Origin of the sequence: Shewanella sp. ANA-3 (genome assembly GCF_000203935.1) — a bacterium.
GTDB lineage: Bacteria > Pseudomonadota > Gammaproteobacteria > Enterobacterales > Shewanellaceae > Shewanella.
The window spans coordinates 38346-58941 of sequence record NC_008573.1; the positions used below are offsets into that span (position 1 = coordinate 38346).

At 44.9% G+C, this 20596-nt stretch carries 27 protein-coding genes; 3 read left to right on the top strand and 24 right to left on the bottom strand.

Features of this window, described 5'->3' with window-relative positions:
• Positions 1-19: 19 nt before the first annotated feature.
• The 3 genes from SHEWANA3_RS21825 to SHEWANA3_RS21840 all read right to left on the bottom strand — a co-directional run bounded on the left by SHEWANA3_RS21825 (position 20) and on the right by SHEWANA3_RS21840 (position 2566).
• Positions 20-1270, bottom strand: a complete 1251-nt coding sequence (locus tag SHEWANA3_RS21825; protein WP_011711509.1) for a Y-family DNA polymerase — start codon at positions 1268-1270, stop codon at positions 20-22.
• Positions 1267-1989 carry a S24 family peptidase gene (locus tag SHEWANA3_RS23065; RefSeq protein WP_049796107.1) on the bottom strand — a complete coding sequence of 241 codons (723 nt, stop codon included), beginning with the start codon at positions 1987-1989 and terminating at the stop codon, positions 1267-1269. The genes SHEWANA3_RS21825 and SHEWANA3_RS23065 overlap by 4 nt, the downstream gene beginning before the upstream one ends.
• A gap of 217 nt (positions 1990-2206) precedes the next feature.
• Positions 2207-2566 (bottom strand): hypothetical protein, encoded by a 360-nt coding sequence (locus SHEWANA3_RS21840; protein ID WP_011711511.1) that lies wholly within the window; start codon positions 2564-2566, stop codon positions 2207-2209.
• Between the two features lie 240 nt (positions 2567-2806).
• Between SHEWANA3_RS21840 and SHEWANA3_RS21845 the strand changes: the two genes are divergently transcribed.
• Positions 2807-3913, top strand: a complete 1107-nt coding sequence (locus SHEWANA3_RS21845; RefSeq protein WP_011711512.1) for a hypothetical protein — start codon at positions 2807-2809, stop codon at positions 3911-3913.
• Positions 3914-4327: 414 nt separating this feature from the next.
• Here the strand turns inward: SHEWANA3_RS21845 and SHEWANA3_RS21850 are convergent, their stop codons facing one another.
• The 9 genes from SHEWANA3_RS21850 to SHEWANA3_RS21890 form a co-directional block, all read right to left on the bottom strand.
• Positions 4328-5032 carry a hypothetical protein gene (locus tag SHEWANA3_RS21850; protein WP_041413298.1) on the bottom strand — a complete coding sequence of 235 codons (705 nt, stop codon included), beginning with the start codon at positions 5030-5032 and terminating at the stop codon, positions 4328-4330.
• Between the two features lie 118 nt (positions 5033-5150).
• On the bottom strand, positions 5151-5756 hold the full coding sequence (locus tag SHEWANA3_RS21855) for a DUF998 domain-containing protein (protein WP_041413401.1): 606 nt from the start codon (positions 5754-5756) through the stop codon (positions 5151-5153).
• A 619-nt stretch (positions 5757-6375) separates the two neighbouring features.
• Positions 6376-6924, bottom strand: a complete 549-nt coding sequence (locus SHEWANA3_RS21860; protein WP_041413300.1) for a DUF1524 domain-containing protein — start codon at positions 6922-6924, stop codon at positions 6376-6378.
• A 10-nt stretch (positions 6925-6934) separates the two neighbouring features.
• Positions 6935-7243 (bottom strand): hypothetical protein, encoded by a 309-nt coding sequence (locus SHEWANA3_RS23350; RefSeq protein WP_041413302.1) that lies wholly within the window; start codon positions 7241-7243, stop codon positions 6935-6937.
• Between the two features lie 22 nt (positions 7244-7265).
• Entirely contained in the window at positions 7266-8162 is an 897-nt protein-coding gene (locus SHEWANA3_RS21870) for a hypothetical protein (protein WP_011711516.1), read from the bottom strand.
• Positions 8163-8172: 10 nt separating this feature from the next.
• The gene (locus tag SHEWANA3_RS21875) at positions 8173-8820 is read right to left on the bottom strand and encodes a recombinase RecT (RefSeq protein ID WP_011711517.1); all 648 of its coding nucleotides are present in this window, start codon (positions 8818-8820) and stop codon (positions 8173-8175) included.
• A gap of 13 nt (positions 8821-8833) precedes the next feature.
• Complete coding sequence (locus tag SHEWANA3_RS21880) at positions 8834-9556, bottom strand: recombinase RecT (protein ID WP_011711518.1); 723 nt, start codon at positions 9554-9556, stop codon at positions 8834-8836.
• A 77-nt stretch (positions 9557-9633) separates the two neighbouring features.
• Positions 9634-9897: a hypothetical protein gene (locus SHEWANA3_RS21885; RefSeq protein ID WP_041413303.1), complete on the bottom strand. Its 264-nt coding sequence runs from the start codon at positions 9895-9897 to the stop codon at positions 9634-9636.
• Positions 9898-9910: 13 nt separating this feature from the next.
• Positions 9911-10612 (bottom strand): hypothetical protein, encoded by a 702-nt coding sequence (locus tag SHEWANA3_RS21890; protein ID WP_011711519.1) that lies wholly within the window; start codon positions 10610-10612, stop codon positions 9911-9913.
• A gap of 71 nt (positions 10613-10683) precedes the next feature.
• Here SHEWANA3_RS21890 and SHEWANA3_RS21895 point away from each other — a divergent pair, with 71 nt between their 5' ends.
• Positions 10684-11214, top strand: coding sequence for a lytic transglycosylase domain-containing protein (locus SHEWANA3_RS21895; RefSeq protein WP_011711520.1), 531 nt, complete (start codon positions 10684-10686; stop codon positions 11212-11214).
• 82 nt (positions 11215-11296) lie between these two features.
• Here the strand turns inward: SHEWANA3_RS21895 and SHEWANA3_RS21900 are convergent, their stop codons facing one another.
• The 4 genes from SHEWANA3_RS21900 to SHEWANA3_RS21915 form a co-directional block, all read right to left on the bottom strand.
• Positions 11297-12400 carry an RNA-guided endonuclease TnpB family protein gene (locus tag SHEWANA3_RS21900; protein WP_011711521.1) on the bottom strand — a complete coding sequence of 368 codons (1104 nt, stop codon included), beginning with the start codon at positions 12398-12400 and terminating at the stop codon, positions 11297-11299.
• A gap of 152 nt (positions 12401-12552) precedes the next feature.
• A complete protein-coding gene (locus SHEWANA3_RS21905; RefSeq protein ID WP_011711522.1) occupies positions 12553-13068 on the bottom strand; it encodes a hypothetical protein in 516 nt (171 codons plus the stop codon).
• Between the two features lie 2 nt (positions 13069-13070).
• Positions 13071-13532 carry a metal-dependent hydrolase gene (locus SHEWANA3_RS21910; RefSeq protein ID WP_041413305.1) on the bottom strand — a complete coding sequence of 154 codons (462 nt, stop codon included), beginning with the start codon at positions 13530-13532 and terminating at the stop codon, positions 13071-13073.
• Positions 13529-14143 (bottom strand): LPP20 family lipoprotein, encoded by a 615-nt coding sequence (locus tag SHEWANA3_RS21915; RefSeq protein ID WP_011711524.1) that lies wholly within the window; start codon positions 14141-14143, stop codon positions 13529-13531. The genes SHEWANA3_RS21910 and SHEWANA3_RS21915 overlap by 4 nt, the downstream gene beginning before the upstream one ends.
• Before the next feature lie 287 nt (positions 14144-14430).
• Here SHEWANA3_RS21915 and SHEWANA3_RS21920 point away from each other — a divergent pair, with 287 nt between their 5' ends.
• Complete coding sequence (locus SHEWANA3_RS21920) at positions 14431-15084, top strand: hypothetical protein (RefSeq protein WP_011711525.1); 654 nt, start codon at positions 14431-14433, stop codon at positions 15082-15084.
• 66 nt (positions 15085-15150) lie between these two features.
• Here SHEWANA3_RS21920 and SHEWANA3_RS21925 read toward each other — a convergent pair whose 3' ends face one another.
• The 8 genes from SHEWANA3_RS21925 to SHEWANA3_RS21960 form a co-directional block, all read right to left on the bottom strand.
• A complete protein-coding gene (locus tag SHEWANA3_RS21925; RefSeq protein WP_166485396.1) occupies positions 15151-15651 on the bottom strand; it encodes a hypothetical protein in 501 nt (166 codons plus the stop codon).
• 100 nt (positions 15652-15751) lie between these two features.
• Entirely contained in the window at positions 15752-16192 is a 441-nt protein-coding gene (locus SHEWANA3_RS21930) for a hypothetical protein (protein ID WP_011711527.1), read from the bottom strand.
• Positions 16193-16263: 71 nt separating this feature from the next.
• A complete protein-coding gene (gene yfaE / locus SHEWANA3_RS23355) occupies positions 16264-16488 on the bottom strand; it encodes a class I ribonucleotide reductase maintenance protein YfaE (RefSeq protein ID WP_011711528.1) in 225 nt (74 codons plus the stop codon).
• Positions 16489-16999: 511 nt separating this feature from the next.
• The gene (locus SHEWANA3_RS21940; protein ID WP_011711529.1) at positions 17000-17428 is read right to left on the bottom strand and encodes a hypothetical protein; all 429 of its coding nucleotides are present in this window, start codon (positions 17426-17428) and stop codon (positions 17000-17002) included.
• Positions 17429-17558: 130 nt separating this feature from the next.
• Positions 17559-18107, bottom strand: a complete 549-nt coding sequence (locus tag SHEWANA3_RS21945; protein WP_011711530.1) for a hypothetical protein — start codon at positions 18105-18107, stop codon at positions 17559-17561.
• 93 nt (positions 18108-18200) lie between these two features.
• Entirely contained in the window at positions 18201-19574 is a 1374-nt protein-coding gene (locus SHEWANA3_RS21950; protein ID WP_011711531.1) for a DNA cytosine methyltransferase, read from the bottom strand.
• Positions 19575-19702: 128 nt separating this feature from the next.
• Positions 19703-19990: a hypothetical protein gene (locus SHEWANA3_RS21955; RefSeq protein ID WP_011711532.1), complete on the bottom strand. Its 288-nt coding sequence runs from the start codon at positions 19988-19990 to the stop codon at positions 19703-19705.
• A gap of 121 nt (positions 19991-20111) precedes the next feature.
• Positions 20112-20546, bottom strand: coding sequence for a hypothetical protein (locus SHEWANA3_RS21960; RefSeq protein WP_011711533.1), 435 nt, complete (start codon positions 20544-20546; stop codon positions 20112-20114).
• Between the last annotated feature and the right edge of the window lie 50 nt (positions 20547-20596).

Sequence of the window (20596 nt, forward strand, 5' to 3'; positions counted from 1 at the left end):
GGCAAATTTTACTACGTTGCTAACAGTGAATGGTTGGAATTTCATTCCAATTTGTTAGATAAGATGGACTCAAGAACGCTCGCCGCATCTGCCATTTTTTCTCAATGCCATTGGCAGCGACGAACACGGCACCTTTGCCCATTTGCTCGTTTAATCTGTCCATGACTGACATCAACGCTGGTTTTCCCAGGTTGTCGTTGAACATATCGAGCTGCAAGCCTGGTTCTATATCTAATAGCCCTACCCCAACGCGATAGTACGGCACTGCGGCATAAAATGACTCAACCGCAGAGGTAATTTGCTGACTGATAATCATGCTGTCACTGGTGGGGGCTGGTAAATGAATTGTCCGACTGAAACCACTAACACCATGCTTGTCATACGCGGATGTTTGAGCAAAAAATACCAAGCAACGTGCTACCGATTTTTGACCCCTTAGCTTTCGAGCCGCTTCACACGCATGGAATGACAACGCCTCTTTTAACCCCTCTATCGTCGTTATTCGCTGGCCAACTGAGCGTGTGGAGAATATCTGTCGCTTATTAACGGGCATATCGTCCCAGTTAAACGCCTTTGTCCCATTCAATTTGAAAATTGTTCTTTCGATGTTAACGCCAAACATTTTCCTCGCGGTCTTAGTCTTCATTTGGGCCAACTGCAGCGCAGTATGAATCCCCATCGAACTTAGCCGCTGACCAATTCGTTTACCCACTCCCCACACATCGGTAGTCAACATCGCCCCTAAGATGGCTTCGCGATTGTGCGCTTTAATCACGCAAACACCGCGATAGCCTAAGCGCTTCGCTGCATGATTTGCGGCTTTCGCCAGCGTTAAGGTATCCCCTAGCCCGACACCAATAGGCAATCGGACCTCGCGCCAGACATCGTGCCTGAGCTTGCGGCCTAATATTGAGAGGTTCTGTGGTGTGTCATCATTCCCAAATTCAGCAAAAATCTCGTCTATCGAATAGGGAAAATACGAAAAACACTCTCTCGATGCGACTTTCATAAACTGAGAGCTGATTTCTGAATACAAGGCGTAATTGCTCGAGCAAACAACCACGCCATTCGCCCTACAGAACTCAGCAACTTGAAAGTAAGGCGTGAATTTTTTAAGCCCCAACGCAGCCGCTTCAGGGCTTAACGTCACTGTCATGCCGTCATTGTTCGAGACCACAATTAGAGGCTTACCACGATACTGCGGGTTAAAAATCTGTTCGCATGAGCTGTAAAACTTATTCCCATCGCATAACGCTATTATGCTGCTCATACCAATAAACTCGGTTGTTTCAATAATCTAATGGATGCTGGCACGACCCCTTCGCACCAGAAGCGGTCATCAAGCCTAATTGATACCGGCTCAAAATCGTCATTAGCCGATAACAACCTGCTATTGGATAGATCTAAGACTTTACAAACAAATTCCTCGTTATACATGGCTATGATGACATCGCCGGAACTTGGAGTTAGTTGACGTGACACTATCAGGATGTCACCGGAGTGGATGCCCACCCCCGTCATAGACTCCCCTCTTGCACGACCCACAAACGTCGATTCAACCAGAAGGTCATCGAGGCTTTTCAACACTAGAGGATCGCGCTTGCGTCGATGAAAGCGCACTGCACAAATGGCCACGCCCTGAATCTCTATCCCGTCTGTGACTGATATTTCGGAATAATGAGCATTGGTATTGGCATGAAGTTGATGATGGTCATGGTCATCGTCTAGCTGCCGACAAACGGTTTCGCCGTGCACCAGCGCCAAAACGACATCTCCCCGCGTCGCAGTCAATGACTTATCAACGACAAGTAGATCTCCGGTAAATAGCCCAAGACCCGTCATAGCGTCGTCGGTAACCTCTGCAAATACCGTTGCTGATGGGTGTGAGACAATAAGATTATTGAGGCTTAGCGCCTTCTCTTGGTATCCAGCGGCTGGACTCTCAAAGCCGTGTATGCCTGCCGATGCCAAACTAATGATGACGTTCATAGGACAAATCACAAATACTGTACATTAATACAGTATAGCTAATTATTGAAACATCGAAAATCCCGAAGATGATTTTTTGCGTAAAGAATACATGGAGGGAACAAATATTAAAAAGATAAGCACTCCATTACAGGGTTAGAAACTACTGCTTGGAAGTTGGGCCTACTACCATCGGGGTTGTAGGCCTCACTGTTTTGAAGAGTATTAGACAGGTGATTTATCGCGTGTAAGTCTCAAACACTCGGTCAATATCCAGCTTGAACGCATCAAGGTCAGGCATTTCTCCAGTATGCTCTACATACCCCCAGAAGAACTCAGCCAGCTCAGCCACAACGTCGAATACCGCAAGCCCTGAGAACGCTTTACCCTCGGCATAGAGATCTTCACCTTTTAGCCAAAACGCTTCAGACAGCGCAAACAGCTCCATCACAAAGTCATCTTCCCCCATCCCCAACACATCACCAATGACTTGCTCGTTGGGGCTCGTCGTCAACACGGCATTGGTCAGATAGTAGTGGTACATAGCGACCTCTGCATGGTTGCGCGGTGCAGTTGGCGTAGTTGCTAGTTCGGTCATTTTTTCTGTCCCATTCAGTTGATGTAGGAACATTCTATTACGGCGGCCGATTCTGGCAAATTTCAGGATTTACCCTTCTATATCAGCACCATACAAGACATGAATGACGCAAATCACCACGGGAAACGGGAAACGATGTTTCCGTAAAAACATCGTTTCCATTGCAGAGTGTTGAATAACTGGCTACACTGGGATTTATCGATGTAAGTCATTAACTTTGAAGATGTTTGAGGCAAGCAAATGGAACAATTGGCAGTGAAACCGAAGGCAACTCTTGAGGAAGTGACTAAGCTCGCGAATGAAATGCTTAAAAACGGTGTCGAGCCAACGACACGTAACTTGAGCGTTCATCTGCAGGGCAGAACATCGTCGATCCAAGGGTTCTTGATTGAGTACAAAAATAATCTTGAGCATAGAAAAAATGCTATCGCGGAAGAGGTTGGAAGCCTTGCCGTAGCTAAGTTGCTGTCTCAAGAACTGTTGCTCATGATTGACCGTCGTAACGAATCGCTGACCGAGCAAGTTGCCCAGTTGACGCGAAACCTTGATGAAACGCTATCGCTGTTAAGTGACAGTGAAGATAAGTTAGAAAGCGTCTTGAATACTACGGCGGCTCAAGTTGCGGAGATTGAAACCAGCACCGCAGCCAAGGTCGAAAAGGCCCAATCCGCTGTAAGCCTGATAGAGCAACAACTGCGAGAGTTAAAGGCCACCAGCGAAAAGGCCATTGATGACGCAAGAAATCACGCAAAAGCCGAAGTATTAAAAGCAGAAGCATTAGTAGACGCAGCGAATGGGCGCGTTGCACAAGCAGAGACCGAATTAAGGGCATCTCGAGAGCAAATTAAATTACTCAGCATCGATGTTGCGAAGCGTGAACTAGAACAGCGAGAGTTAGAGCAAGCGAAGGCCACCATTGCAACTCTGCAGGCCACACTATCAAAGCAGCAAGACCAGATCTCATACACCACAGCGAACCTTGAGCGATTGACGCAGGACCGAACAGAATTAAAGGCTACAGAAGCCAAGCTAGGTAAGACTGCGGAAAATTTAACGGCAACCTTAGTATCGGTGCGCAATGAATTAGCAGACTCACGAGCAAAACTAGCCGAGGTTAATGCAGAAAAGTTGGCATTTGAGCGTGATACGCAAAGACTTAATACAGATCTCAATAGTTATCGTCAGCAAGCAAACCAACTCGGAAGCGTCCAAGCTGAGCTTATTAGCGTCGAAAAACAACTGAATCAGGTGAAATTAGATCTATCTCAATCCGAGCGTGAACGGGAGATATTATCCCAAGCTCTAGCTGCCAACCGTGTGGCGGGCAGTCAGACCGAGAAAAAATAAGATATTTCGAAGGATGTTCGTGTTGGAGAGGAATAACTTTCATACTCCTTGTGGCTTACTTCTGGACAAAAGCGTGATAGACCCTTTGCTCTAACTCGTCAGTTTCGGATAAAAATTTCTATGGGTTTAACGCCACGCTCTGCGGCGAATTTGGAGCGCAGCGGAAAATTTGAGAAGTATAAGGATAACGGGTTAACCAAACAAAATGAGGACTCGACAACGGCTTGATGAACAAGTGATAAAAATATTAGCTCGTTCGCTAAGGGCGGGCCATGCCTGCATAAAAGTCTCTTTCAAAATAAGACCTTCGCCAGCACAAATTCTCAATCCGCTATTTGCATAATAAAGTGTCAACAACCAGCATCGGGCTTGTTCAACACTTCGGATAAGGTCGCGGCTACGCGCAGCCTATCCTTATTTGTTAGCTTTTAAAAATACATTTTCAAATGACTCACCAGAAGCAATCTTCTCAAGGTCATTGAAAAACTGTTTTGGGCGTATCAAAGGTTCTACGGCAATTCGTGATGCCTGATAGTTTTGTCTTATGTTATTCGAAAAAAAACTTTTGCCGCTTTTCAGGTTTTTTACCGAAGTAACATCTTCAGCAAACAGGTTAATATTTTCAGGTAAAAACGGTTTTCTGTAATCAAGTGTAAGTGCGGCACCTTCATCAAACCAAACAGGAATTTCCTTTAGGAAACGAAAGAAGCCAACTCGATGCTGGATTTCAGCATGGAGCCACTCATGGGCGATCACATCAACGTTTTGTCCTTTAGGACCAATTATTATACAAGCTCGCCAAGGCATTCGATGCATCGAGGCCGTCTCATTTGCCCCCCAATTTGCAGCACCTTGAATGTCAGCAGCAATGACAAATCTCGGTTTAGATATCGGTTTACCATAAACATGACTAATTCGTTCTGACGCCGAATCAATAAGTTCGCTTATGATTTGGGCTTGCTGTTCAGCAAAGTCACCCGCAAGAAATACCTCACTATTGAGCCGCTGGTAATTCATTAGCGGCAGTATATCGCAGGCAATTGCATGTCTTTGAAATATACCCCCGATAAGCACCACCGTTGCAGCAATCATAAATACTACGATGCCAAATTTGTGCACAGATCCTCCATGAAAGCTAACACCCCAAGCAGGGGCAATAAAAAGCTGGCAATAATTGGAGCGAAGCGACGAGAGCCTGCTTTTTATTGTCCCGCTGCCTTGTTTTGTTAGTTTACAATTAAGACAAAACAATTGAAAAGACACTCAACCAGGCCAATTGACAGCCATATGATATGCGTTGATGAGTGCCTGGATTACTCTGTTGTTTAAATGCTCTAGTCATAGCAAATAAATAATAAACGCTCGCAATAACAGTAATAATGGAAAACACGCGAAAATATGTGGGTATTACTGTTGTCGTTGGGCTGATTGCGATTAATATTGGTGCTACAAGTAATGAAAGCAGCATTATAAAACCCGCCCAAGAATGCACTTTACAGTTGAATGTTGGATTTTTTGTAAATGGATCCGCATCCATGGGAAAATAACCAGCCACCCATGTACCGATACCATGCACTATGACTAGCCAGCCTGCAATGTTAACCAAAACTGACACGTTCGAAAGTTGCGCTACATACCAACCGAAAAAACAAAACAGAAAACCTAATGGATAATTATTGATCAAAGGTGACAATTTCTCGGTTGGGCTTCCTGTAGCACCCAGCTCACTGCAAAATTGTTTAGAGTGGTCATAGCCATCGTAGAATCGACTGGCCACATAAATCCCGACGATGATCCAAATTGTGGAAATTAATCCTGAGTAGACAAACATACCATCAAACAAAACCAAGCTCCCTTTGTAAACTAACGTCTTAGTATTTATGCGCTGCGCTGTTTGCAGGGCATAAATCACTTGTTGGACTTGGCCGCTGCCACATCCATGTCAATTGGTATAAATGATGCTATAGGAATTTGCTTTTTTGCGGTAGCGGTTTTTTATACAGTTTGGAGGGTAATCACTTGATATCGTTTTTGCTTTCTCATTCTTTTACGCTCACTTTTGACTGATTTTTGACCTTGGTTGACAGCATTTTGGCCCCAGATTCAGGCTGACACTCACACCCTATCCCCTCATCGGCTTAACCCCATAAGGCTGGCTGCTTTCGCTATCGGTCATTACGCTACGTCTCGAAGGAGTCGTTATCCTGACAGACGTACTGGCTTTGAGAGATCGGACGAGCAAAACTTCTAGGTTGAAAGTAACCACATCACATTAGCTTTTCTATAGCCAAAGTTTTACTAGCCCAATTTAGCTTTTGAACTGCGAAACTCACTTTGGGGCATAAACGATTTAGAAAAGGCAGTACAGCGATGTGAGCGCTGCCTTTCAGTATGATCCTTTAATACTCAGTATCAAACTTAACTTGGTGAAAAGTATTACTCTCCAACAAGTTTGACCACGTTTACCCCCTTTGACACTGAGCTACCAGCGCCAGCGCCCGTGGTTCTTCTTTAGTGAAATATTTTAGATGATACGTTTTCATGATCCGGTGAAATCGCAAGATATACTGACACTGATTGGTGGGCGGTAACCACTCTGTGATCCCCGCCGCCCCTTTTTCTTTATTCAAACCCTTTTCGACTACCTGCAAATTTCTCACATCGTTTGCGAACATTTCACGCTGATAGCGATCCCAATATTTAGCGCCTCGGGCATGGGCATAGCCAAGCGGTACAGTGTGATCCACATCGAGCGCAAAGGCATCGAGATAGATTTGCCCCGTCCAAGGTGACACCCATCTTCCACGAGTCACGATTTTACCATCACGGCTAAAACTTGGTTTAACCGTGGATTGGGTTGCGAGTAAGTCGTGGCGCGTATTGAGACCATTGCCATCCAGATCGCTCCAATGCGGGTAATCTTCACGGTGATACTTCAGGTCGGCCGCAGCCAAACCGTTAGTAATGGACAAGGAAAGCATAAGTAATGCGAGTGAACTCAGCCTGGTCATACTAGGCGCCTTATTGGTTAAACAATGATTGAACAACAAATGGGTCCGGCTCAAGCTCAAAATCATCCCCCTTCATGGTAGCCGTGCCGCTTAGGCACACGATTTTGTGGCATGAATCGCAGATACCGATTCCACGATAGAGAATGTCACTCTCTACGAGATTAATACTGCCCCTGACTAATTCGTCTTTAAATTCTTCACCACACTTACACTCCATCTTAAACTCACTGACAATCTTTCCACTGCCTAGCGTTAGCGGGAATTGGCTCGCAAATGGCTGATGCTGTCCCATATACACTTTGACTTGCTTTGCGTTCACGTTGACCTCTCTTGATGTCCAATCACTCTGACAGATACTTCCAACGAAGCAATTTTTTACCTTTTAGAATAAGCTCCACATCGTACAAACCAGAGGCTCTTAAACCCGCCAACCCCTGTAATGTGTTCCCCATAATCTCTTTTGTCTGGTTCGATTTCACCACAGTCCCAATCGCCACGACTCTGCGCTGTAAGGCGCTAACTTTGCTCAGCACTTCATAGGCTGTCGGCATCTTGGCCAGCACTTCGATATTTGGCAAAGGAGCCATCACCGGCACCCGAATATCAACCGAGGGCAAATGACGTAGTGCAGCGAGTGAACGCCCTGCAGCTGCTTTACGTGCATTCAGACTTGGGGTTAACTCGGGCATTAACGGCTCCCCGTCCTCTGCCACGTCCAAAATGAGATAACCACTATTTGATTCCTCAAACATCGCAGACGTGAATTGCTCTTGGCCCACAAACCACGCAATCAATTTTGTGCAAACATGGAAGCTCTCACAGTGATGCGTGGTTAATACACTCACCTTGCCCTGCTCTTTAACCAGCGTAAAAATCTGGCTAGTTCCGCTCTCTACAATCCAATCACCGGCACAGATTTCCGGCACTGACTTCAGGATCTCTAATTGCTCACTCGCTTTGGTCGCTGGCAGCGGCAACGTCCCTTCTTGTAAGAAGTAAGCCCCTAACTGGATATAATGCTGAGTCCACACCGCGAATCGATTTTGAATGACCTCCCACACGGAGTTGTCGTCACGCGAGATCACTTCCAGCGCTTTCACGCCTTGATTCACCGAATTAGTGGCAATGGTTATCGAATCATGTTCAACATACGCCTCAACGGTGAAAGTCGATGTCACGTTAGACGCAATCGTGAAGGGTGTTTTTAAACGGGTTGTCGGCTTTACTTGTAATTCCATTTTTCGCCTCTTAAGCCGCTTCTGACCATGCTTTTTCGGAAAGTCTCACTGTTTTAGCTAAGATCATCCCTACAAAAAATTCATTCCAAGCTCTTGTGGCCACCTGACGATGTTCAAAGGTCGTCATGAGATCATCAAAGGTGAAATGTGTTACGCACACACCGCCACCTGCAAGCTCTGCCACGCAGTAGGCACCACGGATATTTCCACGATTCTTGCTAAATGGGTCATATTGGTGGCGAGGTGGAGTAAAAGAGTCAATCCACTGAAAATCATCGGCTTCATACACAATCACAGGTCGTGCAGAACGGATGATCCCCGCCTTTGCCGCCGCGTCACGGTAACCACGGTATGTCCAGCACAGTTGCACCCCTAACCAACCACTATCGTAGTAAGCCCCTAACAGAATAGATGCCTGCTTGCGGTTCGGATTGAGGCTGATTTGTGCTTGTGTCAACTCAGTCATGACATCAAAAACGCTATGAATATTTACCCAGCCAATTTGGGATGGATTGAGCATTAACAGGCGCTGCAACTGAGCAAATAAAATGTTTAGCTCCGAGTACGGAAAATTGTTATTAGGGTATGCAGTATTAAATTCGACACAGAGATGTTGAACGTAGTGTGCGGCATCTGCCGAGGTGTATCTGGTACTCATAAAAACCTCTGGTTTAGTCAAATAGTGCATCGAAACGACATGCTGATGTTTCTACCACGCCAGCAGCCATAAACTTTGTTTTCTTGGTCGGTGCTTCAATTTTGCGGATTGGCCTTAACGCCTCACAATGCGCCGTAAGGGTGTTATAAAAGCCGTCAAATGCAGTGATCGCGACATGGTTTAATAGGCGCCAAAGCGCTTGCTTCTTTACCATTTCATCGACGTAGATTGATTGCCAAACCTCTGAACCGTTCTCAGCTACAGATTCCAGTTCAATTTGGTCAATCTCAAAGGACACGTATTCGCCTGATGGCAATAGCGCTGAAGCAATACCGCCACGCAATTCGCCACGTTTAGGTGATAAGCCAACCAAGCTGACCAGTGGCATTCTGTCGTTAAAAACTCGAATAGAGTCCCCTTCTCGAATGGCCCATGCCTGATATGCTTGAATTTCACCCGATTGCAGCGCTAAATCCAGACCGCCGATATAGGTCAGTTTGGTTTCAATCTGACCTTCGTCATTCAGCGCCAAATACAGCAGATTTTCACCTGGGCTCCATGACAAGCCTGTCGCAGCGTAAACACTGAGCATGTAGGCTTCTAACTGGTCTCTGGGAAGGTCAAAACCCGATTCATCGATAACATACTGAATATGCATTTTTTCGATGTTTATCTCAGGAACGGTCACTTGCCGATTGTTGGCTATAGCTAACTGTATGTACTGACTCGCTTTCATAACGTAATCGCTTTGTTTTTACTGTTATGAGTATTAAGCCACACACTTTTTTTCTGGCAAATTTTTGGAATATTTCTTTATAAACAAGCCACTTGATTTGTGGTTGTCGCGGCGATCATGGTGTGCATCCATGAAAACTGGCTGACTGAACAGGCTTCAAATCCCACAATCTGACCTCTTTCACGACATAATTTCACCAGTCGTCCTCGGTCAATTAGGTACACAATTGCAGGCATTTTCGCTTCCGGCAAAAATTCTGAGATATAGGTCGCAGGGATTCGGTTGGACGTTAGATTTTCTAAAACGATGTAAAGGTCATTGATATGCAAAACTGACAGCATAGGTACTCCTTAACTACTCTCTGCCAAATTTGATTTTCTCGGAGGATGTCAGTTGGTTCCAACCTATCATTTTGGCCATGGGAAGGGGCTCTGCATCTACGAGATACTTACGCTGATTACTTTGTTCGGCGTTCACTTCATTGTCTTGGCCTGGCTTCTGTATAGTGGTAATGCTCGTGAGTGGAATAGTGCCAAAAATTGACTCTCTTTCGTAGAATAAGCAGCTTACGTGAGCCTTGCTGTCCTCTTTAATTCCGCCAGTGGTCTCAGCCATATACCCGTCAATAACGACAGCGCAGTCAGGGTAATCAGTAAACACGAGGCTGATTTTAAATTTTGTATCGTCGGCAAGGTAAGTGGTCACCCCATCGAATTGCACAGTCAAATTCGACTTGGCCACAGGATTGGCTGCAGCCAATGTGTCGAGTGAGCGAATAGAAACATTGACAGGATCAGTTAACAACGCGTTGTCTGCATTACTCGCCAGTTTGTACCACAAGATAAATCTATCGACACCGCCGGAATACATAAAATACGCAAGGACAGATACCGACACCACGGAGACAATTACCGGATCAAGACCTCTCCGTTTGCGAGAGTTATCCGCAAGCGATTTGTTTTTTAGCTTGTTTTTAAGCGAATCTAAAAAACTGAATTTGTTGGCTTTAATATTCTTAACCAATGATTCCAAAATCGTTGCGCCGCTGAATGCCATTCGAATGCTTCTCTAATAAATATCTCGTGTTATACTCGCCGATATTACACATTTTTATAAACACAAACAACATGTCAACTGTTGCAGATTTGAACGACACTTACTTAAGTAATGGCTATCGAGTACCCCAGCAGGAACTTGAGTTTTGTATTGCTAAAGCTGCTCGGCCTATCGACCCAGACTTATTACTCGCGGTACTGGTTGCTGAGGGCGGCAGACGTGGGGCGATTGTTCAGAATAAGAATGGTTCGTTTGATCTGGGCGTTGGTCAAATCAACACGATTCAGTATACGGAGACATGGTTTAAGTCGCGCTACCCTGATTGGCGTCAAGTGGCCCAGGATACGTGTACAGGCGTTGCTGCTGCCGCTGACGTATTGCTGCGCCGTATGTCAGAATTGAACGTAGGTCAGTCGGTGTGGGAGGCGGTTGGTCATTACAACTCTAAAACTGCCACGGTAAAAATCCAATACTTACAGAATGTAATGCAGATTTATACCAGACTTTCACAGAACAAGGGGACTGAATATCGTCCTTGGATGACCATTACCCACAAGCAAAAGCACTTCTTTACTTGGAGTAATAGAGAATCAGAGCGCTAATTGACTGCTCCCCTCCCTAAAGGAAGGGGATTCTTGTTTCAAGGCGTTATGCCCGAAGTTCATTAGAACAATCGGGACTTACTTACGCTCCACAAGCTAACACCGCTTGCCCAGCGGCTTTGATATTAATAGCGGCATTGGTATCACGGTCTAAGCGCGCTTCACACGCTGGACAAGTCCAATGCCTTATATGTAACGGTAGAGAATCAACTACGTGACCACAGCAATTACAACGCTTACTAGACGGATACCACTTGTCAATCTGGACAAGTGTTCTGCCGCGCCATTCTGCTTTGTACTCAAGATGCCTAACCATTTCGCCCCAATTGGCGTCACCAATGGCCTTAGCAAGTCGCGGATTCTTGACCATGTTTTTAACGCTCAAACTCTCACAGCTAATCACTTGGTTTTCGTTTATCAACGTAGTGGTGAGTTTGTGGGTAAAGTCGCGGCGGCAGTCGGCAATCTTCGCCTGAATGCGAGCAACTTTGATTCTGGCTTTGTGGAAGTTGGCAGTTCCTTTCTTCTTCTTGGAAAGGCGGCGTTGCGCCTGAGCCAATTTCTTCTCGTACTTTGCAGTATGGCGGGGATTGCCAGATTTAAACCCGTCAGCGGTAATCACAAGGTCGGTCAAACCCAAATCAATACCCGTTGTCTTTTTGGTAACAGGCAGTGGTTTAGGCTCGAAGCGGCAAAGCATAGACACGAAGTAGCGGCCTGCACTGTCTTTCGAGATAGTGACGGTAGTTGGTTCGCTAGGAAGTTCACGCGACCAGCGAATATCAAGCGGCTGTTTGGACTTGGCAATGTAGATATTGCCATCTTTGAACTTAAACGCCGACTTCGTGAATTCTGCGCTTTGCTTGCTGCACTTCTTCTTAAAGGCTGGATACTTCGCCCTTCCTTCAAAGAAGTTCTTAAACGCAGTTTGTTGATGGCGCAAAGATTGTTGGAGCGGTACACACGACACGCTGTTAAGCCATTCAAACTCAGTTTGCTTCTTGAGTTCGGTCAGCTTAGAGCTTGCCGTGTTGTAGTTAACCTTTTTGCTTTCGTTGTAGAAAGCGTCGGTACGCCATTTAAGGATCGCGTTGTAAACGAAACGCACACAGCCGAAAGTCTGCGCAAGCAATTGAGCCTGTTCAGTCGTTGGGTAAAAGCGTTGTTTAATAGCGATCTCTTTCATAGTTCACAAGAATACAGTTGTTTTTGTGAAAGTAAATATTAACATTAACCAATCGGGTAGTTTTTGCTCCTTCGGAGCAACCGCTATCCCTCCTCGCCCTAGAAGGACGGGGTTTCTCGCGGGATTTAGATGAAAGTAAGAGATTAAATAATTTAGACTGAAGACGTGATGTGATGCAGGCTATTTACTAAGTTAGTGATTAAAAATTTCAATTTTAGCAGACTTGCCCCACCCCAGAAATCAGCACAACTTGCGCACGTTACGACACCAGTGGCGAGTGATACACGAATAGAATCACGAATGTGCTTAGCTTTGAAATTCACCATTGCATTCCATTCCGGCGTACATTTCACCGAATCCGAGCTAAACATTAACGCTAAACGTAGCTCAGCCGCAGGGTATTCATCGTTCCAAAATTTTTCGTTGAAGTAATTACCGTTAACCCCGACTTCTAATCGAGTGTCACCGGCGACAAACTCAAGATGCGAGTCGTGCTGAATTACAACGACTGAGCGATTCAGTTGTTGCTCCAACACAACAGTGATCATAGCTTTAACATCTTTTGGCGTCGCAGAATCAACAATCTCAGAAAATCTTGAATCTCTGAGAGTTTTCTCTTCGCGAGCTCTAAACATCATCACTACGTTTTGCGCACCAGAACTTCCCATCTTCAATACATCCATCTTAAAAATAAAATAATACCAACACTTGCTACTACTGCATGATTTAGCCCAATTCGTTGCGCTCTACCCAATGGCCAAAATGGTCTAATTCCGGCAGGAGTCACCGCGTCCCCAAGTAAATGACTTAAATAGCCAATGACTAGGGCTTGCGATGCGATAGAGTCAGCTTGATGGCTGGCTAAAAGCCAGACCATTAGCCCAACAGCCCACAATGAGTGAGTGATACCACGATGTGAGAAGAGCGAAAGAATCGTTGATATTGGTTTAATCCTTCTTCCCAATTTCGACTCAGGATGATCTATGTCAGGTAATAACGACGCTATCGCCACCACGGGTAACATCAAACAGGCATCTACAACACCGATTGTCTCAGGGGCATAGGAGTTGACGATAGCAGCGTAAACGCCCCAACAACCCACTCCTAGGCCCACATGAGCAGCATATCTCATTGGGTTACAACTTCCGCAGCTGTTACATTTCTCACAGTCGGAGAAGGTTTCACTAATGCTTCAACTTCTGAATAAGCCTTTTTAGAGCGCTCTTCAAAGCTGCGATCGTTTAGTTCAATCATGCGCTCCAGCTTGTCGTAAGGCAGGTGTAACAGCATATACACTACGTACAGCCCGTTCTCGACGCGAACTTGGGTGTTAACGTGGTTATAGCCAACGACTTTTGCACGATTTACTAGCTTAACAATTGTTTCATCATTCAACTGATTAGTGCGACCATTGCGCACTTCAGTGTTTTGACGCTCACGACCAGAAACTTCCTGCGATACTGTCTTAGCAATCGCGTATTCCGCATTTAAGTTCGCAATATTGCGAGCGGCCATCAAGTTATCAGCACGGCCCATTGCCGTCGCGTAAACACCATCACCATTCGAAGCAGGAGGGTTTAAGAACCACTCAGGCGCCTTTTCTATAGCGTCGTTCATTTGTTCATTTTTTTGTTCTACTAGCTCTTGTTGTGCTTCAACATAATCTGAAACAGGGTTTGAGCTGCAAGCAGACAGAGCTAAAACAGATAATGCTACGATTGTTAATTTGTGTTGAGTTTTCATCTAGTAATTCCTTGTTTGTTAAATTTTACGACCAGAATCATTTCATCACAGTTCTAAAACGTTGCAAATTTTGCTGCATTATCCAGTTAAATCAGTTGGTTAGAATATCCTCTTAACAACCATGGTGACGTGCATCACAAAATATCTACCCAATCATGAGCATAATACAGGATAACAAAAAATTGGGTAGATATTTTTTGTTAAAACTTGGTCTGTTCTCCTAAATTTGCGAAAAAATTTTTCTGTGAGATAAAGTTCACATAACAAATTTACATCTTGAGGTAAGCATGTCGCGCATTACAATTCATCCACTATTTTCCGAATTGGCAGTGGAGTTAGGCTGCAACAGTGCGCCGAGTCGTTTGGTGTTCTTGGAGGTTCATTTAAGATTGATTGGTCTCGCGCCAGAACAGGTCAATAAAGAGCATTTAAAGCAACTAATTAAGCTCCTATTTGACGAAGAGATTAACCTGCACCCTCACCATTCAGACTTGGCCTTAGTCTCAATACCAGGCATTGCAGAGCCTTACCCAATACTCACTGCTCGAGGCTACAACCGGTTGTATAAATCGGATACAGCTGGGGAATTCCGCGTCAAAGCCATTTCCAAAGGGGAAGAGTTCACTACAGCTAACATTGATGCCATGAGCGAGCCTGAGCAATATAACGTTGCGCCCAATGCGGAACTGGAAGGGTTTGCCGCCGTGTACAGTGATAATAGCAATCTGCTGTTAACGGGGGTTATTTCAGTGGATGAAGTAGAAGATGTGCTCCACCGATTCCACCGCTGCAGTTTGTCGTTGGCAGAAGTCGGCGCAGGCCTCGCGTTTAATCGCTTATTCAAGGTCAATCGTGCATTTAAAATGTCACCCGCCACCAGCGCCTTTGCGGGTTGGTTTTCGATGGCAAGAGCCGCGTTAAAGACCGTTTATTCAAATTAACTAGCCAAAAAATCCCAAAAAAAAACGACGAAGGGATGCCGTAGCATTCCAACGTCGTTCTACACTTTAGTGCAGATGTTGCTTGATTAAATCCACCATCAGTTTATTGCCTGCATACTGAAAATAATCGCGCCAACCTGCCACTGAAAACGATTCAAAACTGGGAGTGTTCCATAGTCCCCAGATATTTAAATCGCATCCACGCTTAATAATATCCTCCACCTGACCATGCGGTTTCCGGTGAACAATATTAAGCATTTTTTCAATTGAGATCGGTTCTATCGATGATTTCCCGTCATCAATTGAGATTAAATAAGGGCTTGTTGGGTAACCTGCATTGTGCCAAAAGCTCACATATACCGGGTTTACGCCAAGTCCCACAGGGATTAACACCGAACCGCCTTCGCGCAGCTGCCATAAGAACTGCTTGATACCTTTGTCAGCGAACCTTGTAAGCGTTTCGAGATCGACCTTTAAATCATCTTTATAGACAATCGGCAGGTTTAATCGATTCGATTCAGCTGTCATAGAAGCGAAAACAGTATTAATTTCTGATTCGTAATTCATGGTGCTCACTCCAAAATTTAAAAATTAAATGAGGGCGAGCAACCCTAAGGTTGTCTCACCCTAGGGTATTTGCAACGGCGTGACCGTTTGCATTGTTAAGTTAAAGTATCGTGATTAATGAGATCCCAAAACCAATGGCGCCTAGAAAAAGTCCTATCGCCCCCATTCGCATTGAAATACGAATGTTTAGATCTGGGTGAAGCCAGAAATGCAGGAAAATCTCTAACTGAGAAGAATCGGTTACTTTTAGATTGACGGGATTTGTACGCAGCGTTAAACCGAGCTGCTGAATACCATCGTAATCTATAGCAATCTGACTCTTCGTTAGTGAAAGGTTGCCAGAATTGCCCATTGCATATCGCAATATCCAAAGCCCATTTTCAAGGTTTTGTATAGTCACCGGCTTTTTACGCATAAATCGCTTTCTTGTAATCGCTTTACGGCGAGATAGACTACTTACAATATTGAAATTCCCCATTCGGACAATCCCTATACCGCCCTCGTCTTCTCTCGGCAAGCGAATAACCTTATCGACTTTCATGGCTCACTCCTATTACAAAAAAGGGTGAGCTACCCCAATGGGTGATTGCTCACCCAAGGGGTAATGAAAAATTAAACTTCTAAGGTCACGTCAGTGTGAGCTTTTGCACAACACACAAGCACATGGCCATCTTTAACGCTTAAAGGCTTTGACTGATAACTCACAACACCTTTGACTAATCTGGTACTGCAAGCCCCGCAGTATCCGTTGCGGCATTCTGTGAAAACAGAAATTCCATTTGCTTCTAATTCGTTAAGTAGAGTTTTTGTTGTATCTGATTTAATTGATATAAGCATGACTTGCTCCTTTAAAAGTAAGCCACACCCGTCGGGTAGGTCTTACCCGATAGTTAATAATCGTGACTAAAGATCGTTGATGAAACTGATGTGCCGGTTGTATTCCGATTGGTACGTAAGCTCGTCAGGGGCGTTGACGTAAACCACGTCCCCTTCGGTGTAAGTGCATAACATGAGAGATTGAGGGTTAACCCATAATCCTTGGTACTCGTCGCAATACTTCCGCTCCCATCCACTCTTAAGTGAAGACTCAAAGTTTAATGAGCCGCCGAACGGCCAGAAATCTCTGACCATCGTAGACCCATACATACTTAACTCCGGTTTTGCTCTGCCCTTTTGGATACGCTTCTTAATGAGTCTGCGTAACCATCGTTTCTGAGCAATCTCCTTACTTGAGATGTATTTCTGACCTCTTTTTCTGAACCAATACAGGTCGCCATCGATACTATTTTACGACTCATTCAGCTCGTTAATGTTTAACAATGACGTTTTCTTGTTTGCATGAGAGTTATTAAGCATGTGCTAATCTCCCTGCGTTTTGACCGAAGCTCACAATCCCGTTCCAGCTCACTTCTTCAGTGAGTGGCAATGGCATTGCTTGAGGTTTCGAAGACACCGCATAGCAGAACTCAATAAGCCCGATGTCATCACGGCTAATTGACTTCAATGACGTTTGTTTTGCTTTCGCAATACGGAAGCCCCAGAAGCACAAATTCATGAGTTCTAGTTCATCCTGAATCTCAAACGGAAGTAGGTTCCCTTCGAGTTTCACGGTCTCAACTGCAGCAAGTCTCACGTCGCCTGATTGTTTTATCTCATATAAACCAATGTGATAAACATGGCGCTTAGGGCGACGGTCAATTTCTATACCCTGTAAAGTGGCATAGGCCACGATTTTTTTAGTGCTTGTTTCCCAGGCACCAACTACTAAATGTTCCATATCTCACTCCAAATTCAAAAATGCCCGTAAGGCATAAACTAAAAAAGGGGGAGTTATGGCCCGGAGGGGGCTAAACTCACCCCCAAGGGTTAAAAAAGTAAACGACTAACAACGGAACGATTACTCGCTCTCACCACTTTACGAAAAATCCCTGTTTTGGGCATTGCTTTGAGGGCGGTAAATCTTCGTAAATGGCACGAGGGTTATGTGAAAACTTAAGTAGGTAAAGTGCAGGCTTTATCGCCTTAATTCTCACCTGCTTAAAACGACCTGATTGGATCAGATTGTTTGCACAATCACCTAACTCGGGGATCACTTCAGCGTAATTACATGCTGCATATTTGCCAGGTATTAACATGCGATTATCACTGCATAGATGCCAATAATCGCCTGTTTGCGTGTCTTGTAAGACATCACCTAACTCAATCGCAATCCCGAGACCGCGTAGCTCTTCGCTGTCTAGCTCATTACTGTCGAAACCGTAATGCTCCGCATTGGCTTGAGCTAGCCAGACATACGCATCTACACCACCAAATACGCCACAACCCTCATATTCGGGTTCTTTGATTGGTGGCTGGTCGTGAGGCTGCAACATATAAACTTCTTTGACTTCGCAGCCAGAATAGATGTTGTAGATAGACTCGTTTTTGTCAGCTGTTTTCCAAGAGAAAAATCCCATAACTCACTCCTATTGCCCGTTGGCAGGTATAAAAAAGGGGTGAGCATGGCCCTTGGGGGCATGGCACCCCCCCCCAAGGGTTAAATTTTGATGTTAAGCTGCAATGGCAGCTTTAACGGTATTGGTTAAAAGCGTTTGTCCTACTGATTGCATCAAGTCTTTAAAGGCAGGGTATATCACCGATTGCCCAAGGATTTGATGCGCCACTGTGTCAGATAATCCCTGAATGACTTCAACTGGGATTCCCTTCACGCGGCAATGCTCAACCGGTGTGAACAATCTTGATAACGCGGAGTCAACTGGATTGATGATGAATGGCTCAGTGCTACGGCATTTCGCGTAGTCCTTGCCTATCACACCACAGCCATCGGAATCTGCTGTCAATAACTGACGAGCAAACCCCTTACCTGCCGCTTTATCGCGCTCTTCCTTCGCCGCCAGATAATCAAACGGCTTGTACCTGTCGTCGCCATCCGGCACCGCATCCAAAATATGCCCTAGACTGGCCTCTGGAAAGCGAGAAGGCATAAGTGAATAGATGTCAAACTCTGACATATCAATTCCCGACGACAGAGCGACAACGGCTAAGCGTTTACGACGTTCTAAAACCCAGCGGCCACCATCTAATGTGGTTTCGTGGAGGTTGTACCCCAACGAACCCAGCACAGACCTGATGACTGTCATTGATGAAGTGTTGGCGTATTCGACCACATTTTCTATCAAGATAATCGCCGGATTTAACACTTGCGCGAACTGAAGAAACGAGAAGAACAAAGCGCCTGCCGAATCGTGAGATTCTGCGAACTGGAGCTTCAGTTTACTTCGACCGCTTTTTGATGCGCCGACGCAAGGGATACCCGCAACCAGCACATCGACCTCCATATTGCATTGCTGCAAGTTCACATCTTGAACCGGAGACTCAATCACAATAGAACTGCTATCCCACAACTCTGGATTGTTGGTCAGGCTCGAATCTAGGTACTGGGACTCTAGCTCAACAGCGACAGCTATTTTGCTGGAGATCCCCGCCGACTCTAATCCATGATGGACAGCCTTATCTAACACGCCACCGCCATGGAATAACGAGGCCACTTTCAATGACTCACCATTTTGCAGGCGTGACATTAATCGTAATTCCCGACTCTTAACCCGCTCAGATTGATGATGCGCTGAGATAATGATTACCCCTGCTTTAATCAACACTCTGAGTTTGCTAATGCCTTCAAAAACCTCTGTAATCGCTTTACAGGTTAAATCGATAATGGGTGTGATATTACCGTTTTTACTGCGACGGCTTACGGTGTACTTACCCTGTTCATCTGCCGCTAAGCGGATTTCATTTCCGTTTGCGTGAATAGTGTAATTTCGACCTGCATCCCACCCTTCTCGTGATAGCTTGGAACCCTCGACCCACACACGAGCGCGGCCTTTGGAATCACCAATTTTAGTATTAATGATTGTTGCCATGTGACTCACTCCATAAATGCCCGTAAGGCATAAAACAAAAAAGGGTGAGCTATGGCCCTAGGGGACATTACTCACCCCAAGGGTTAAATTTTGATGTTAAGCTGCAATGGCAGCATTAACTGTCTTGGTTAAATTGCTAGTGAAGCTAAAAAGCGGTATATCGCGCTAAAGACGATAGATATAACTGCCACTTTGAGGATGTAATTGAAGTTGAAACTTGCCTTAACAAGCTGATTCAATAGCACATACGAATTAACGACCCCAATTAAAACGATTAAATCCTCTTTGGTCGCATTAAAAAGCAGTACATATCCAAAAAGCCCAGTTATTAAAAAAGAAGCATCGAAAATCGCAAAAAAACGCTGCTCTCGACGATCCATAATCTCGCTTTTACTGCCACCTTCTAATTTACTCATAGCGTGTCCTCACTACTGATTAAAGGTACACGCAGCCCAAAGGCACTTGTGTACCCTTGGGGGTTAAATATCGACTACAAAGGCTCTTTCACTAAGCGGCGCTGGGCTCGCTTGAAAGGTGTCAAACCATTGTTGTTTCGAATTTACGCATTTCGGCTTGAATCAATTTAAGATTTTCATAAATCGAAGCGGCTAATAATGCAGTGCGGGAGGCATTCTGATGAAACTCCAATATCCTGTCTTGATTGACCACCTTCTCTGCATCTTGAAGATGCTCCGAAGATGCCCAATTCATAAGGGATATGTAATCATCAAAGTCTGCTCTCATTATGATGTTGTTCAGGTTCTGGATTGAATTAACTAATCCAAAACCTGTCAGGTTTTCTATATCATCTACAACGATGACTTGAGACCCTTTTACATAAAGGATGTCTTCCATCCCCTTGTAAAACAGCACGATTGTTTGACGCTTTTGGTTTATCAATACGTCCAAATGTGGTGCCGTCAAAGCCACAAGTTGTTTTGCTTCTTTGAAACTGATTTTCTGTAATTGCATGACTCACTCCAAAATTTTAGAAATGCCCGTAAGGCATTAAAATAAAAGGG

Bases quoted from the DNA above. Each gene is read 5' to 3' on its own strand.
- SHEWANA3_RS21825 (WP_011711509.1), bottom strand. From the start codon at position 1,270: ATGAGCAGCATAATAGCGTTATGCGATGGGAATAAGTTTTACAGCTCA.
- SHEWANA3_RS23065 (WP_049796107.1), bottom strand. From the start codon at position 1,989: ATGAACGTCATCATTAGTTTGGCATCGGCAGGCATACACGGCTTTGAG.
- SHEWANA3_RS21840 (WP_011711511.1), bottom strand. From the start codon at position 2,566: ATGACCGAACTAGCAACTACGCCAACTGCACCGCGCAACCATGCAGAG.
- SHEWANA3_RS21845 (WP_011711512.1), top strand. From the start codon at position 2,807: ATGGAACAATTGGCAGTGAAACCGAAGGCAACTCTTGAGGAAGTGACT.
- SHEWANA3_RS21860 (WP_041413300.1), bottom strand. From the start codon at position 6,924: ATGACCAGGCTGAGTTCACTCGCATTACTTATGCTTTCCTTGTCCATT.
- SHEWANA3_RS21870 (WP_011711516.1), bottom strand. From the start codon at position 8,162: ATGGAATTACAAGTAAAGCCGACAACCCGTTTAAAAACACCCTTCACG.
- SHEWANA3_RS21875 (WP_011711517.1), bottom strand. From the start codon at position 8,820: ATGAGTACCAGATACACCTCGGCAGATGCCGCACACTACGTTCAACAT.
- SHEWANA3_RS21880 (WP_011711518.1), bottom strand. From the start codon at position 9,556: ATGAAAGCGAGTCAGTACATACAGTTAGCTATAGCCAACAATCGGCAA.
- SHEWANA3_RS21885 (WP_041413303.1), bottom strand. From the start codon at position 9,897: ATGCTGTCAGTTTTGCATATCAATGACCTTTACATCGTTTTAGAAAAT.
- SHEWANA3_RS21890 (WP_011711519.1), bottom strand. From the start codon at position 10,612: ATGGCATTCAGCGGCGCAACGATTTTGGAATCATTGGTTAAGAATATT.
- SHEWANA3_RS21895 (WP_011711520.1), top strand. From the start codon at position 10,684: ATGTCAACTGTTGCAGATTTGAACGACACTTACTTAAGTAATGGCTAT.
- SHEWANA3_RS21900 (WP_011711521.1), bottom strand. From the start codon at position 12,400: ATGAAAGAGATCGCTATTAAACAACGCTTTTACCCAACGACTGAACAG.
- SHEWANA3_RS21905 (WP_011711522.1), bottom strand. From the start codon at position 13,068: ATGGGAAGTTCTGGTGCGCAAAACGTAGTGATGATGTTTAGAGCTCGC.
- SHEWANA3_RS21910 (WP_041413305.1), bottom strand. From the start codon at position 13,532: ATGAGATATGCTGCTCATGTGGGCCTAGGAGTGGGTTGTTGGGGCGTT.
- SHEWANA3_RS21915 (WP_011711524.1), bottom strand. From the start codon at position 14,143: ATGAAAACTCAACACAAATTAACAATCGTAGCATTATCTGTTTTAGCT.
- SHEWANA3_RS21920 (WP_011711525.1), top strand. From the start codon at position 14,431: ATGTCGCGCATTACAATTCATCCACTATTTTCCGAATTGGCAGTGGAG.
- SHEWANA3_RS21925 (WP_166485396.1), bottom strand. From the start codon at position 15,651: ATGAATTACGAATCAGAAATTAATACTGTTTTCGCTTCTATGACAGCT.
- SHEWANA3_RS21930 (WP_011711527.1), bottom strand. From the start codon at position 16,192: ATGAAAGTCGATAAGGTTATTCGCTTGCCGAGAGAAGACGAGGGCGGT.
- yfaE (WP_011711528.1), bottom strand. From the start codon at position 16,488: ATGCTTATATCAATTAAATCAGATACAACAAAAACTCTACTTAACGAA.
- SHEWANA3_RS21940 (WP_011711529.1), bottom strand. From the start codon at position 17,428: ATGGAACATTTAGTAGTTGGTGCCTGGGAAACAAGCACTAAAAAAATC.
- SHEWANA3_RS21945 (WP_011711530.1), bottom strand. From the start codon at position 18,107: ATGGGATTTTTCTCTTGGAAAACAGCTGACAAAAACGAGTCTATCTAC.
- SHEWANA3_RS21950 (WP_011711531.1), bottom strand. From the start codon at position 19,574: ATGGCAACAATCATTAATACTAAAATTGGTGATTCCAAAGGCCGCGCT.
- SHEWANA3_RS21955 (WP_011711532.1), bottom strand. From the start codon at position 19,990: ATGAGTAAATTAGAAGGTGGCAGTAAAAGCGAGATTATGGATCGTCGA.
- SHEWANA3_RS21960 (WP_011711533.1), bottom strand. From the start codon at position 20,546: ATGCAATTACAGAAAATCAGTTTCAAAGAAGCAAAACAACTTGTGGCT.